The organism is Mucilaginibacter sp. UYNi724 (assembly GCF_054057495.1).
The window spans coordinates 183,221-198,489 of record NZ_JBSRZI010000007.1; the positions used below are offsets into that span (position 1 = coordinate 183,221).

9 protein-coding genes and 1 pseudogene are annotated in these 15,269 nt (G+C 43.8%); 5 read left to right on the forward strand and 5 right to left on the reverse strand.

Going from position 1 to position 15,269, the window contains the following annotated elements; all coding sequences use genetic code 11:
• Window positions 1–222: 222 nt before the first annotated feature.
• Genes ACVW0P_RS12455 through ACVW0P_RS12465 form a run of 3 tightly spaced genes read right to left on the reverse strand, consistent with a single transcriptional unit; the run spans window position 223 to window position 8,462 of the window.
• On the reverse strand, window positions 223–636 hold the full coding sequence (locus ACVW0P_RS12455; protein ID WP_457132380.1) for a hypothetical protein: 414 nt from the start codon (window positions 634–636) through the stop codon (window positions 223–225).
• On the reverse strand, window positions 636–4,535 hold the full coding sequence (locus ACVW0P_RS12460) for a DUF6443 domain-containing protein (RefSeq protein WP_457132381.1): 3,900 nt from the start codon (window positions 4,533–4,535) through the stop codon (window positions 636–638). The genes ACVW0P_RS12455 and ACVW0P_RS12460 overlap by 1 nt, the downstream gene beginning before the upstream one ends.
• Window positions 4,536–4,550: 15 nt before the next feature.
• The gene (locus ACVW0P_RS12465; RefSeq protein ID WP_457132382.1) at window positions 4,551–8,462 is read right to left on the reverse strand and encodes a PKD domain-containing protein; all 3,912 of its coding nucleotides are present in this window, start codon (window positions 8,460–8,462) and stop codon (window positions 4,551–4,553) included.
• 815 nt (window positions 8,463–9,277) lie between these two features.
• On the opposite strand from ACVW0P_RS12465, the gene ACVW0P_RS12470 reads away from it, so the two are divergent.
• The gene (locus ACVW0P_RS12470) at window positions 9,278–9,559 is read left to right on the forward strand and encodes a hypothetical protein (protein ID WP_457132383.1); all 282 of its coding nucleotides are present in this window, start codon (window positions 9,278–9,280) and stop codon (window positions 9,557–9,559) included.
• A gap of 72 nt (window positions 9,560–9,631) precedes the next feature.
• Here the strand turns inward: ACVW0P_RS12470 and ACVW0P_RS12475 are convergent.
• Together ACVW0P_RS12475 and ACVW0P_RS12480 are read right to left on the reverse strand one after the other, a co-directional pair.
• Window positions 9,632–9,868, reverse strand: a pseudogene (locus ACVW0P_RS12475) (integrase core domain-containing protein); the annotation flags it as partial.
• Window positions 9,869–9,880: 12 nt separating this feature from the next.
• Window positions 9,881–10,123: a hypothetical protein gene (locus tag ACVW0P_RS12480; RefSeq protein WP_457132384.1), complete on the reverse strand. Its 243-nt coding sequence runs from the start codon at window positions 10,121–10,123 to the stop codon at window positions 9,881–9,883.
• Between the two features lie 765 nt (window positions 10,124–10,888).
• Here ACVW0P_RS12480 and ACVW0P_RS12485 point away from each other — a divergent pair.
• The 4 genes from ACVW0P_RS12485 to ACVW0P_RS12500 are packed head-to-tail and all read left to right on the forward strand — an operon-like array spanning window position 10,889 to window position 15,265.
• Complete coding sequence (locus tag ACVW0P_RS12485; protein ID WP_457132385.1) at window positions 10,889–11,371, forward strand: type IV pilin protein; 483 nt, start codon at window positions 10,889–10,891, stop codon at window positions 11,369–11,371.
• Entirely contained in the window at window positions 11,371–11,901 is a 531-nt protein-coding gene (locus ACVW0P_RS12490) for a hypothetical protein (protein WP_457132386.1), read from the forward strand. Before ACVW0P_RS12485 ends, ACVW0P_RS12490 begins: the two co-directional genes overlap by 1 nt.
• Window positions 11,901–13,325, forward strand: a complete 1,425-nt coding sequence (locus tag ACVW0P_RS12495) for a GspE/PulE family protein (RefSeq protein WP_457132387.1) — start codon at window positions 11,901–11,903, stop codon at window positions 13,323–13,325. The genes ACVW0P_RS12490 and ACVW0P_RS12495 overlap by 1 nt, the downstream gene beginning before the upstream one ends.
• A 5-nt stretch (window positions 13,326–13,330) precedes the next feature.
• Window positions 13,331–15,265 carry a type II secretion system protein GspD gene (locus ACVW0P_RS12500; RefSeq protein WP_457132388.1) on the forward strand — a complete coding sequence of 645 codons (1,935 nt, stop codon included), beginning with the start codon at window positions 13,331–13,333 and terminating at the stop codon, window positions 15,263–15,265.
• Window positions 15,266–15,269: the final 4 nt, after the last annotated feature.

The following is a 15,269-nucleotide window of genomic DNA, read 5'->3' on the forward strand; positions in this document are numbered from 1 at the left end:
ACTTTCGGATAAAAAAGACCAAGTCGCGCAGGTCTTTCAACCCCTTATCGCCCTATTGGCGGTAGGGCAAGTAAGTTTTTGTGACACAAAAACACAACTTGCAGCTTAAAAACAAACACCTTAACAGATATACAGATAGTCGTATATACAACTATACCGGCAACCTTAAAGACATAAAAAAGCCCGGATTATCTGGCCGGGCTGGAAAACTGTAAAGTTCAATCAACATTTTAATATTTCATTAAACACCTTATCCTTCATATTGAGTATTTTTAATAAAAGGGGCAGGTAAAAAGCAAATGAACAAAAAATTGGTAGCAAAGACTTACTATACATACCAGCCCCTACAAGCAACATCATAAGAAATGCCGGATATAATACTGGAGTAAGATAAATTAGTTTTACGGCTGTTTCCTGGCCCATAGCGTTAAATTCAAATTTACCTTCACCTATTCTACTATGATAATCTGATCTTGGCCTTTTTCTGTCGCTATATTCGTCATCAATGAAAATAACAAACCCTGGCCCCCTTTCTATGATCCTGTAAAAATTCTTCTTTAAATAGACGTTAATTTTTTCTTCTAAAACATCAGGCTGTAACTGTATCTGTCTTTTTATACTAAGTTTAAGTTTCATTAATATCCTCCTTGGTATTGCATTGTGTTTATATAACGCCGGTCAGCACCTGGTAAGTTTAAGTTTCCGACTTGAAACGGGGCTCCGACCCAACTAGTGGCACCGAGATTCATACTGCCTGATCCGTTTACACCATTCATAGCAGGAATAGTAAGGGACTCCGGTGACGCACTTAAACCCAAGCCCCAAACGAAATAGGCTGATGTAAAACCAACATTCCCAGAAATAAAATCTGCAGAACCAGAAAAACCAACCATTGCACCTTTCCAATCAGAAAAGGTAGGAAGATATTTATTTGACATCGGAGAAACAACGGAAAAGCCTAACGCACCTGACGGCGAAGCAAACCCTGGTGAATAGTATACAGTTTTGTATGCCCTAGCCCATCCTTTGTCCGTCATAATAACCCCTGTTTCTACAGTTGCGCCAAATTGGGCAAGCGATGCTCCGGCGGATAGATTGTACGCAGTTATAATCTGTCCATATTTCGCCAGTTCCTGGTCATGGGTCATTCCCCCCTTATTAGCATTAATGGAAGGAAAGGGGCCGCCAATTAGATTAGATCCATTACCTGGTCCACCACCTTCTCCAAGGCTACCCATCCCTCTGATATTCCCATACAAAAAGTAATTAAGTGTTGAGGTAATGGCTGCATTGGGAGTGCTTTTATTTCTATTTACAAATAAATTGTAGGCATCAGTGTTGCCATTTTGAGCGGCTTGTAATAATTGATAGTCATCCATGGTGCCTAGGTTATTACCAGTCACCGTGTGCATACTCTGTTGTAATCCCCCGCTGAAGAATGTCGTATAATATGCTCCAGGAATCGGTTTTACGTAATCACCCAACGGATCATTCATCATGATTGGATTGTTTCCCGCATACTGGTAAACCGTCATCCCTTCACTTGCCTCCGCTATCGGGTCAACAGCTAGAAAGCGACCGATCGTGGCATCATAGTTACGGTAAAAGGTTTGTTGCCAATCAGGCTGGTCACTGTAATCGTTCTGCCATTCGCTTCCGCCGTTGTACAGGTTTTTATTGGGTGAGGTCGGCGGGTTCATTGTACTGGTCATGCTCATGCCAAAGGCATAAAAGCTATTCTCTTGTTTAACCTGTGCCGCCCCGTTGCCATTGTCCTCAAAGCTGATCCGAGCGTTCCCCTGGTGATCGGTGAGCACAAACTCCTGTTTTAAGGTGATGTTGCCGCCGGTACCCGCGTTCCTTACCCTACCTTCCGGCATGGCAAAGTAATCCAGCTGGACCGTGCCTGCGCCCGCCGTAGTGTAGATAAAGCCGTCTATATAGTCCGTCGTCTTCTGCAGCACGCTGCCGTCATACTGCTGCTTGCGTATCAGCTTACCCGATGCCTCATACGTATAATCGATATACCTGCCAATAGTGCCTGGTGAGGGATAACTGAGCGTCACCCTGTCTACCCGGTTCAATACATTGTAGGTGATCAAAGTGATGCCCTTGTAAGGGTCTGCCGTCACGTTGCCGGCGCCGTCGTAGGTATAACTGTTCGTGGTGTTGCCGGTATAGTTCCTAAAGCCTGCCGCCGCGCTGGACGCGTCGGTTACCTTCAGCAGTTTGTTCAAATCATTGCTGTCATAGGTGTATGTCAGGTTGTCGATCGCCGTGCCCGCGCTGCCGCCAACCGTAGAACTGTTGCGCTGCATGCTCAGGATATTGCCGCTCTCATCATAAGTAATGCCTTTTTCATCAAACCCACCAAGGTTAAGCGTAAAGTTGGTGGTAGCCGCGGCGGTAGATAACCGTTCGGCATACAGGGACTGTGTGAACCTGCCCAAAGCATCATAACTATACCTATGGCTCCGCTCGTTAGAGTTGCTACTTGCCCCATCTTTACTCATCCATTTAACGGCCGACAGCTGCCCACTGTAACTGGCAGTGTTGCCGATTTGGGTATTGGGCCGGTCATAAAACAGTTCCTCACCGAAAACGTCGTTGCTGTCGTCATTATTGGTTGCGTCTATCTGAAGTTTGCTGTTATTGATGCTCAGTAGCTGGCCGCGGATATTATACCGGTAATCCACATTTTGTAAATAACTATCTGCTATTACTGCATTAAAAATGGCACCTGACGCAGCAACAAACCCGGGGTTTAAAGTAATGCTATTACTAGCCCTTACCGTAAGAGTCGCACCAGAAACAATACTATTGTTACCATCTAGGGTTATATTTGCACTCACAGGCAGTCCGTTATTAACAGCACCCAGTTTTCTCTTTACCAACTGCCCTATTTCGTTATATTCGTAAGTAGCTAACGTGGTTTCCGTGTCGGTATTATATTTTTGTTTAACAGCGGTGATGCGTTGCATGTGATCATAGCTATACGTACTTAGCACTGTGGTTGATATACTGGACATATGAAATTTCTGCACCTTGGTTTGCAGGGTTGCACCTGTAAAGTCGGGCACCGAGGTCGCGACATCACTGATTGTGTTTACTAATTGGTTGCTGTTCTTGACCTGTATACTATTGCCCCGTTTATCATAAAAGATCACTTTGGTTAGCCAGACATTAGCCAATCCCGACCCGATGCTGCGGCTGCGGGTCATTGTCAGCATGCCCCGCGTAAAAGTAGTTGCTGTAGCTTCGCTTGTAAGCCCCTGGGCTGTGTAGCTATAATCGGCAATATGGCTGGCATCGTAATTCAGGTCATAATCGTCAAAATAATTGTAAGCCAGTGGCGCCGTGCCCGTAGCGGGAAATACATTGCTAGTATAATAACCATCCGCGGCTAAGGTGTTGCGGCTTTCGTACCACAGCGTGTTATAAGTGGCCGCCATCCCATCCACATATGTTTGCATATCTGCTGTCGTAATATGTGTTCCGTCAGAATAGTACCCCTGTATGATCGCCCTGCCCTCTACATCGTATTTGATATAGTTCCATTTATTGGAGCCCTTTAAATTGGCGTTCTGCAATAGCACCGGACGGTCCAGGGGGTCGTAGATAATAGATTGCACACCTGCTCCAGGGGTCGTTTTACCGGCCAGTCGGCCCTTGCTGTCATATACATATTTATAAATCAGCGCCGCTACCGAAGCCTGGCTAAGGGTGTAAGCAGGATTGTCTATTAGCAGTTTTACCGCTTTCGGCGGGATAGCATAGCTTACCGCACCGGCATTGTTATAAATATAATAAGTATCAATATTGGTTGCTGCGCCTAGCTTTTGCCTTTTCAATATCTTAAACCCGCTTTTGTCGGTAAATATCAGCGCTTTGTTTCCATCGCCATCAATTTCTTCCGTTACCGATAACAAATTATCTGCATAAATACCCGATCGGCTACCTTCAGGCAGCCATAAAATCACTCCCCCATCAATGGCCGCGTCGTTGAAACGGTAGTTTATCGAGCTGTTGTGCTCGCCAGGTTGAAAACCCGTACCTACAGAACCAGTCTTCAGCACTCGCTGCAACGGGCTATTCTCTATGATTTGCTGGCTGAAGGGAGAGCTATCATTAGCTATTTTGGCTCCCGCACCGTTATTATAAAATTGAAGTTGTTCACCGCTGATGGCATTTGCCCTGAAATTACTAGTGCCATCTGACGTCACATATGGCAGATAGGACAACTGCTGGTTATTTGTTATGCCATATGCAATAGGCTGAATAATATCCTTTTGAAGTGGGCTTGCCTTTACTGCAATTACTTGTATCGGTCTACCCATGCCATCGAAATAAGTTTTGGTCATTTGCTTTTGCCCGGCTGTTAGTCCAGGTAATTGATCTACCTGCGTCACCAAAGGGATGTTGACTATTTCGTCCTGTACAAAATTCTTGCTTTGGCCGCTTGCTGACTGGCTTATCTCAAAAACTAAAAGGGCGCCAAAAAGGCCAGATCTAAGTAATAATGATATTGATTTCATCGAAATATTCTAATTTTACTGACAGTCAACAACTTCAAAAAGTGCGTACCCCGAATTACCCGACTGTCCGACAGAGGATGTCACCAGGCACTTGATTCGATAAGCTTGGTTTTTCGGTGCGCAACTTTTGACGAGCTGCGGTGCGTCGGTTCCTGTATTTGACCAATTCAATCCATTGTTTACACTTAACTGCCACTGATAGTGCAAGGTTCCGTAACCACTTCCCTTAACCGATGTAATGGTGTAATAGCTATGTGTGGCATCATTTGGATTTGGAGAGCAATCAACCTGGTTTAGGGAATGATGATAACAATTATCCCACATCGTAACACCGGACTGACAGAATGTGGCTTCCAAGATGGGGTATTTGATGACTACATTTGAAAGGCTCGAAGTGAGTGTACCGTTGTAACTAGGACTGGATACTGTGCAGGTTACGGTGTAATTTCCGATGGCAGTATATGTATGGGCTTGATGATATCCATTTAATACTGACCCTGTTGTGCCGTCTCCAAAATCCCATGTGAAAGTAGCATTTACTATACAAGGATTATGTTGGACATCAAAGGCAACGACCGTGTTGATGTCGATATTGGAAGACACCGGACTGAAAAATGGCATTGTTAATCCTGCAGATATATCATCTGTATTCAGAAAACTTTTGCGTTTTATTATGTTTTTGTCCTGATCATAAATTAACGTTACTCTACCAAATTTGTCGCTGGTAAAATATGTTGAAACACCATTAGTGTTGGTTTCGGCTATTTTAAAGTGCGTGAAAGGTTCATAAGCATATGTTCCCGCTACTGTACTTTGAGGATAAAAAACGATATCGTCTATATTGACCGATGTGGTGGAAGTAAAGCTGATTGTAAACACGCTGTTTATATTGTTAACGGGCACCTTCCATTCAAAATAACGTGATGTATTTGCAGTATTTGTAAATGGTTCGGAATAGTTATAAGACGCACTTCCCGCGGTTAAGGTCAAAGTTAAATTGCCAGCCGTAGTGGAACTGATCCAGGCTGAAAGTATATAGTAATTTTCATTAGTTTTCTTTACCATGATCTTCGAAATGGCTTGCCCTGCGTTAAGAGCATAGGAATTACCGGTATGGCTTTGGGTACCTACTATTCCTGTAGGTACTGACAAGGTAAAATTGCTTCTCAATGGCAACTTGCTGTCAAAATCTTCAAAACCTATTTCGCTGAAAGCCGCTCCCTTAAACGAGGCAACCACATTATCAGAAATATAATCCGTTATCATGGTTATCACATGCTTATTGTTATCATCGGCGGTAAGTAGCTTACCGATGCTATCATAGGCGGTAAAATTAGATGAGGTGTTATATTTCGGGTCTGACGCAGCAATGCCCGCACTGATTGAAAATGGTGTGAATGCGGCACCGTCAGGCGCTATAAACTTTGAGGTTTGGACTGGCAGGTACGCGTATATATTGCCCGGGAAAGCAAATGTTTTAAAGCGAGTAAGCTGCGCCATAACTGTACCTGTTGACCCAGCCCGGGTAATTTGGGTATACCGTTCTACAGGTACGTCAATATTTAGTTTTTGGAGACGAAAAATAGCGTTTGCAGTTGAATCTCCACCAGGAGAACCTATCGCAAAATTTTTACTGTAACTGGTATTAACGGTCGTCACAGAATTGTCGCTGTTGGTTACCTGCTGTTGGACTAGCTGGTGATAGTTATTACCATAGCTAAAATTAGTGATAGAAGTCTGAGTCAGGCTCGAACCAGATGACCCATAGTTTTTTTTAGTAAGCTGACTTGTAAGCTCGCTGGTTGAAGCATAAATACTGTATCTGGAATACGCTTTTACACCATTATTGTCCTCAATTTTGACTGCGTAGATTACGAGAGGGGTCCCCGTTCTTATATAGGTATAAGCGGTTTCGCTGACTGGTAGACCTAAACCGTTAAAATTGGTCACTTTACGTAATAAGCCTCTTTCATGGTCATAATTAGCTGCAGGAGGAAACGGATAAGTGTAAATGTCATTTTTCACCTGGCCAAAGGAAGCGCAAGTAGGTCTGGCAATGTAGATCATGGTTCTCAACCAGTCGGAAGTAGTGCAACTTGCACAGCCGGGAATGGCATTGTTGTCCCACTGGGTCGCGGGGATGTCATGTTCAAAAAGTGTAGAACCTGCACCGGTTTTTGTTTCCCGGCAATATTTATATATGATGGTATGATCATCATTAGAAAGGTCATTTGCGGAAATAACCGTAGCCTTAGCCCAATAGCTTATACCAGTTTCTGGACCGGTATAAGGAATAGTAAATGCGTAAACTGGGATAGAAATCGGCCTGCCACTAGATTTACCCAATATTGGATCTGTGTAAGTGTAGTTACGGACAACATCATTTGCTGAACTAATACCGTCATTGTCTGTGATCTTCAGTACCCGGATTCCATTGCCCGGAGATACCGTATTTGAAGGCACATCTATATAATCATTAGGCTCGTATACGATACTGCTCACGCCGCCATTTGCATTAGTGATCGTTTTGAGAGACCCAGCACTCAAAACGGCTGGATCAACATATTTACCGTTCTCGCCAAGGCCAATGGTGTAATCAGAACCGTTGGTATTTGGATACGTGTAATTCTCGTATCGGGGATAGGCCGGGTTCCCAGCGTTGACGTAGACGGCCGGAATAATACTTGTCGAGCTATTGGTATTGAAATAACCCCAATAATCGCTATGCGTTGAGGAGGAATCGGAAAGGACGGTCGTGTAATTGCCTGTGGTTGGGGATGACTCTCCGTAATATGTAAAATTGTAGTTCACGGGTGAACTGCAGCCGCTGTCGTATATATTGCGCAAGAATACCCGGGTATATAAAATATTATCCGGCTTTATAAAGTTCACTGTACTGTAATTAAACTGAAAAGTTCTCCCCATTCCTGTAATACTGCTGATATACGAAATATTTGTACCACCCGCTGCGAAAAAATTGGATTGCCACTTGAGAGATAACTGATCAACACCATTGCCAATTGCGGACAGGACGTGTTGTGTTGAGCTTTCCTGCATGACGAATTGCGTCGACTTAGTAGTTGATCCTGATATAAAAAGTTCGACCGGATCACTGCTATTCCTTTCTGGACCGCTAGTATATTCAAAATTCACCGAATTGGCATTGACATCGGATATACGGCTTAAATACCAATTGTTATTAAAACTTACACCGTATTGGTATTGCTTGTAAGTATTAAAGAAATAATTAACTGGTGCGTTGGGCGCTATAGGTACTGCCTTACGGGTTACACGTTCGGGCGAGTCAAATGTGTACTTTATACCCCGATTGTTAGTTATGTTAAATGAAACAATCTCATTCGCAAAAGTAACGTATTCTATTTTTAGATCCTGGTAGTTTAGTATTTTGAAAACGTGAGATTTATCAAGCACAAGTTGACAGGAGAGTCCCGGAGCCGTTACACTAAAAATATCTGGTTCAGTATCAACATACCCTGCAAAATTCGCATTAATATAATTAATATCTGAGGTCTCGTCCGTACAGGTTGCAGTGCTATTATCATTGACGATAGTGAAACCGGCCGCTGCGTCTCCGGTATTGTTATACAACCAGCCCATCCGGGAATTTCCTAATGCATCCTTTTGAACATCATCGGGTAGTCCACGCACATCCCTGCCGATCTGGCCGCCGACGGAGATGTTAAAACCGATACCGGCAGTGCCCTCCACATCCTTTGGTTTAACACCACGACCACCATATACCAGTGTCACTGGTACGCTTATATTGCCTTTATTTATCTGATAAATGGGGATGGCTACCTTGGCGGTTCCTGTGAGTGGGTCGACATCAACTGAATTTTGCGCTAAGGTGTCGGGAATATAAATGGTAAAAAATAATGCGATTAGCAGATAATGTATCCTTTTCATTTTTGATTTATAGGGCCTTTGTATTAGGATTAGGGGCGTCTTTCATGAATTGTAAAACCCAGTTCAGTTATATTCTGAAAGGCCAATTTTAAGTATTGCTAGTTCCTGCTTACTTTAATTCTTGTTGCGGAATGCATTTAAATGTAAATTAAACTTATGGTTGTCCACTCTCTACAAGAAATATGGGATTCAGGAAATAGAGAGGTTCCGACATCTTTTGTTGCGGTAAAAAGGGCGTGATAAAAACTAATAAAGGGCTGTTATGATAAATCATACGTATATATTCAAATGAAACATACAGGAGTAAAAAACCTTACGAGAGTATAACACCTGTTAAACATTATAATATTTAACTCTAATTGGTAAAAGTGTGGCAAACATTGTGTAAGATTCTTTTTTTGACTAAAAATAAAAATATTATTACAATTTAAATAAATATTATTAAATATTTGTGGCTCTTCACACTGGTCGTTATTTCAAAGTTGCTTGGCGTATCAGTGTAAATCGTCTAGTGGAGCACTGATTTTACGTTTCTTCGTTAGCTTTTAAATAGAACACCCGAAATATATATTGTTTCAAACCGATGACAGGACTCTGATTATTTATCAACATTCTGGCGATTGCCTTCTTGAGAAGCTAAAGTAAGACGCATCGCGGAATTTTCGAACTCGGCGCAGGTCATCTTTGACCAGGGAACAATTTTTTATAGAGAGTTGCCCCGCTGGTTAACAAATATTGAAGTCCTCTCTCAGCAGGTTTTTAAAAGATTATATCCTGAGCTTACTGGAAAGGATTAATTTTGACGAAAACATATTATGGAACCAGCAGCTAATAACGCGTTCGAATCATTAGAAGCCGTTTGTGCAGATCTTCGTGATTTGACCTATACACCAACAATTTTACCGCAATCGGAATGGTATAACGGTAAATTTGTCCTTGTCGTTCAGATCAGGGAGGTCGGGGAAGCCGAAGACAAGTTAGAACTCGAAGAGTTTGCAAGGCAGCATAACCTTGATTTTTCTATGTCTTCGAGGGTATTGCCTGATAATGCTGATCCCGAAGATGTTGTATTGTTAAGGCAGTGGACGAAATCTTAAAGGTATTCCCGGACACCTTATTGGCTTATTGGATAGTGTAGTTGAGATGTTTTATGAATTCTGCGAACCATCCTAAAGGTTGGCGATGACATCGGGCACTGTATAGCAGTTGTAGCAATTGTAAGAGTTTAGTAATTCGGTAATGGAATCAGGTATTTTTATTTGTTTGTTTAGAGTGACCATGTCGATAGGTTTCTTACCATTGATACCCTGATGCGGCCTTTCCCAATTGTAGTAAACGAGGTACTTGAGAAGTTCATCCTCCAGTTCTTCTAAGCTGTCAAAGTCCGTATCTTCAATCACATCTTCTTTTAGTGTGCGCTAAAAGCGTTCCACTTTGCCATTGGTCTGTGGCCTGTAAGGTTTCATGTATCTGCGCTTTATGCCGGTTTCTACCAGCATGCGTTCGAACGGATGATTTTGTTTGTTCTGGCTTACTGATGTTCCAAACTCCGGTCCATTGTCTGCAATGATCTCCTCGAACTGGATACCGAACTCCCGCTTAAGGGCCTGCATACAGCGCAGGGCTGTGAACATGGTGGTCAAAGCGGTGATATCTTCCATCACTTCTGCCCAGGCCAGGCGGGAATGTTCATCCAGTACACAAAACAGGTTTATAACGCTTCAGGATATTGTATACCCCTGATGGTGATGGAGAAAGTTATTAGCTTTTTGTTTAATCCGGTCAGCTATCTCGAACTTATTGCAGCCCCTTGAACGCAGTTCCAATACCTGTTGTTCATCCTCAGGGTCCGGGCGACGGGTCCGGTACTTTGGCCCACGTTTGGCAGGCAACAGGTCAAGTTCATTACCCGATTGTTTGAACCGGTTGTAATACTTCAGGAAACTCCTCGGATCGGTATCATGGGCGAAATAAAATTCCTTTGCAAATTTGTACGTAGGAGTTCTTTCCTTTTTACCTGCTCATACTCTGCAATTATAAAGCGGAACTTATTCAGATAGTTCCGCTTTAATGTTAGGTCCGTCGTATTGATGCGCATAACTCTTTAGCTTATTTTTTATAAAGCTAATTCTGTTACCGAATTATATGACTTTTACAGAAATGACGGGGACCTGATCTTATTTATACCGGTAATGTTTAACTATAGTTTTACTGTGATGTTTATGTTAAGTAAGTGCTTAAAACCATTATATACTTAATTGATGGTTTGTCCTTTCGGGTCAGTATGGTGTCATACTTACTACATGCTGATCTACGTAGAAATGCCTGATCTCACTTTTTAGAATGTTCTGCGAGTTGTTTTCAAAAGGGGTGGAGGATGCTGCATCAAATTAATTTGCAATTGAAAGTGTATTAATATATTTTTTATGAGGAATTTCCTTATATTAGTAGATGATTTCCGGCTGTTTCCAGGCTTAATTAAAATGAAACCTAAACGCAATCTCTTCAAAAAAAAAGTTGGTGCATTTACCCTTACCGAGTTGCTGGTCGTACTGGCCATTATCGGTATATTGGTGACGCTGTTGACGCCGAGCATGCTCAAATTCATAACCAAAGCTAAAAATGTAGAGGCCAAGACGCAACTGGCCTACCTGCAGACCTTAGAGCAAAGCTATTATTTCGAACATTCACGTTATAGCAATGACTTGATAGAACTGGGTTATGAGCAGGGTACGCTGGTGAGTGATGGTAAAGACGGCAGGGCTAACTATCGCATTGAGATCGTCAGGGCGGACAATACCTCTTTTACAGCCCGTGCGGTTTCCGTAACTGATTTCAACGGGAACGGAAAATTTAACATATGGGAGGTTGACCAGGACCGTAATATCAAAGAAGTGATTCCAGACTAATGCTGCTATTGACTTTACTGATGGTGGGGGTATTGCTGGGGATCATGGTGCAGGACATGCTATGGCGGGCAGTTTACCTGTGGGTTTACCCGTTGTTACTGATCTTATTTATTGTTGCCTGGTTTTTTCAACGACGAGACGTGACGCTGGCCGTTGTCGCGGGCCTGATCAATATAAGCTTCCTGTTATTTCAGTTCCTGTTGGTATCACTCTATTTCTATATTAAAAACAAACAGATCGTTAAGCTTACCGGTACCTTAATAGGATGGGGGGATATCTTTTTCCTGCTGTGTGCCGCTTTTTATCTTTCCGTGTTAAATTTTATCTTTTTTTATGTCATAAGCTTAATGCTGGCCCTTGTGTGCTGGCTTTTGTGGCTAGGCTTAACCAAAAGCCCAAGCAAGAGTATCCCCCTGGCCGGTACCCAGGCGTTGCTGATGGCCATATTAATCGTCTGGGATCGCTTTGACCGGGTAATAGACCTCAGCAGCGACAGTTGGTTGACTATCCGTTTATTAAAATTGGCCTAATGAGTGAAATTGTACTGTTAACTGAAAATATCCACTGGCTGAGTAAAGATCAGGCTTGGCATTACCGCGTGCTGCCAAAATCGAGAAAGGATGGTGGATTTGTACTTTACTGTGCCGAACATCAAGAAAAGCATACGCTTCAGGATGAACTGGAAATGGTATTGGGCAATACAGTTGAACTTGAGCAGATCCCGGAGAACGAAATCAGTAAACTTTTGTCTAAATATTATATAGAGAAGTCATCCGCCCGTGATACTACCCAATCTAAAAGCCGTGGCGATGCCGAGAGTTTCTTTTCCGACCTGATCGCGGAAGCCAAAGGTCTAAAAAGCAGTGATATACATATCGAAATCTATGAGCAGAAATGCCGCGTTCGCATCCGCGTAGACGGTATGATGGTGGAACGTTATCTATTGAAGCGAGAGGAATACCCCGCCCTGATCAACAAGATTAAGATCAATGCTAACTTAGATATAGCCGAAAAGCGCCTGCCGCAGGACGGGCGAATCAACTATAAACAGCAGGGTTATCAGTTTGACATTCGCGTATCTATCTTGCCTACGCTGCACGGGGAAAAGGTCGTATTGCGCTTATTGAACAATGACGCTACCGGCATTGCCTTAACCACACTCGGGTTTTCTGAACAGGATTTATCTAATTATCTGGAAGGGGCTAAACGCACCGCCGGTATCCTGCTGATCAGCGGGCCCACGGGTTCCGGCAAGACGACCACGCTTTACGCCACCCTGAAGATGCTGAACGAGGAAACCCGCAATGTCATGACCATCGAGGATCCCATTGAATATACACTGGAGGGTGTGAACCAAGCGCAGGTCAAGGAGTCTATCGGTCTGACCTTCGCGTCTACATTGCGCACTTTTCTGCGCCAGGATCCGGACGTGATCATGGTCGGCGAGATCCGCGATACAGAAACCGCCAATATGGCCATCCGCGCCGCTTTAACCGGGCACCTGGTCTTATCCACCATTCACACCAATTCCGCCTGGGGGACTGTTTCCCGCCTAATAGATATGGGGATCCCCCCTTTCCTAATCGCTAGTACCCTGAATACCACGGTCGCCCAAAGGCTGGTGCGCCTGCTTTGCCCGAATTGTAAAAAAGATGCCGCATTTGACACCGGCTTATATCCCAAGCAATTCACACCTTTTACGCCGGTCAGCCATCATTATGTGGCTGTGGGCTGCGAGCAATGTTATTTCACCGGTTACAAAGGTCGCAAGGCGGTCTACGAAGTCATCCCGATCGACCGGGAACTGGCCTTTGAAATTAAGGAAGGTAATATGTATATTAATGATTTACTAAAAGATAGGGGGGTACGGACCCTCGCTGAGAATGCCTTTGGGATATTTAAAGCCGGCATGACCTCTCTGGAAGAAATCTATCCCCTGTTATTTAACTACTAATGTGTATGAACAAATTGTTTACCCGATTATTTGCGGCCTTTATGTTTTTGCTGATCACCCTTAATGCGGCAGGGCAGCAGGACCATGTCCGGACCATTGAAAGCAGTCTCCAGCAACTAGCTGCAACCGTACCTGGCCTGAACCAGAAAATGCAGCTTACGCTGAGCGGCATATCCCTGCCCCAGTACCTTTCCGCGCTTTCCCGGGCAGCAAATCTGAGTATCAGTTGTGATCCCCAGCTGAATTTCCCTGTTAATGATACATTTAACGGTGTAACCGCTAAAGAGGTGCTCACCTTCCTTGCACGGAAATATAACCTGGATATTACTGTGATCGGCACGATCCTTTATGTGACCCCTTACCATGATCCGGCATTACTGGCCGGCCCGCCGGTCAAAGAGTTGCGAATTAATTACACCCGCTTTGATAACACGCTTTCGCTGGAATTGAACAACGACAGCCTGCAGGCTGTCGCCAGGAAGATCACGCTCCTTTCCGGTAAGAATGTGGTAGTAACCGGGGGAATGCAACAAAATATCGTGACGGCCTTTATATCATCCGCCCCTTTTGATGCTGCTATCGAAAAGCTTGCTTTTACCAATAACATTAAAGTTGTCAAGACCAACGACGGTTTTTACCTGTTCCAACCGCTGGAAGAAAACGAGGAGGTATACGTCAACGGGGATAAAGGAACCTCAACGCGAAAAAATTTCAAAAGTGCTAATCAGCAAGGGGGAAGTGGCGGTCGTTCTGGGTTATATAGCCGGTTGGTGAACGGACAAAAACTATTGTCAGCCGATGCTGTGAATGCTTCCATTGCCGACTTGGTTAAGCAAGCTTCCCAGGAAGCCAATAAGAACTATTCTATCTATTCTGAACTGAAAGGCAGCATCACTTTGCATGTATCTGATGTATCGTACGAAAGCTTTTTATCCCTGCTACTGAAAAGTACGGATTATACCTTTCATTCTGAAAACGGAATCTACCTGATCGGAGACCGAAAACTGGAAGGTCTGCGGACATTTAAAATGATCCACCTGGAGCATCGGTCGATCGATACGGTTGCCAGTATGATTCCCAACGACTGGAAAAGAGGCGTAGAAATAAAAGAGTTTCGTGACCAGAATTCTATCCTATTATCGGGATCGGGTGCACAAATCGATGAGATTGAGGCGTTAATTCATAAAATGGACGTTCTGGTACCGGTTGTACTGGTTGAAGTTACGATGATCGACATCCGAAAAAGCCGCACGCTATCTACCGGTATAAGTGCGGGGGTTGCTGACAGCGTGAAAACGGGTGGCTCCGTTTTGCCAGGACTGGACTACACATTCGGCTCCAGATCCATTAATGACTTTCTAAGTCGGATCAGCAGCTCGACAAGTTTAAACCTGGGCCATGTTGTGCCAAATTTTTATGTCCGCCTCAGAGCACTGGAAGCCAGCGATAACATCAATATCCGTTCCGTGCCAAAACTGGCGTCGATGAACGGCCACCCGGCCTTACTCAGTATAGGTAAAAAGGCGTATTATAAAAATACGACCCAGAATGTGATTCCGTCTTTAAATAATCCATCATCGATCTTTACCAATGTGTACCAGGAAGTGAATGCTGATCTCGCAATAGCCGTCAACGCCATCGTATCAGGCGATGACCAGGTTACCCTGAAAATAAAAGTGAACTTGTCTGATTTTACTTCTATACCGACGGATGGTTCGCCGCCGCCCCAGGCTATCAGTAAATTTGAGACCAGCCTGCGCGTTCATAACGAAGACACGATCGTATTAGGTGGGATCGAACGTTCCGAAAGTAGCGAAAGTGGTTCCGGCTGGCCCATCCTGTCGCGCATACCGATCCTTAAATGGGTGTTCAGCAGCAGGTCGAAGTCAACCGCTAAGGTGACGACGGTATTATTCATTAAGTCCACCATTTTACGGTAACGAA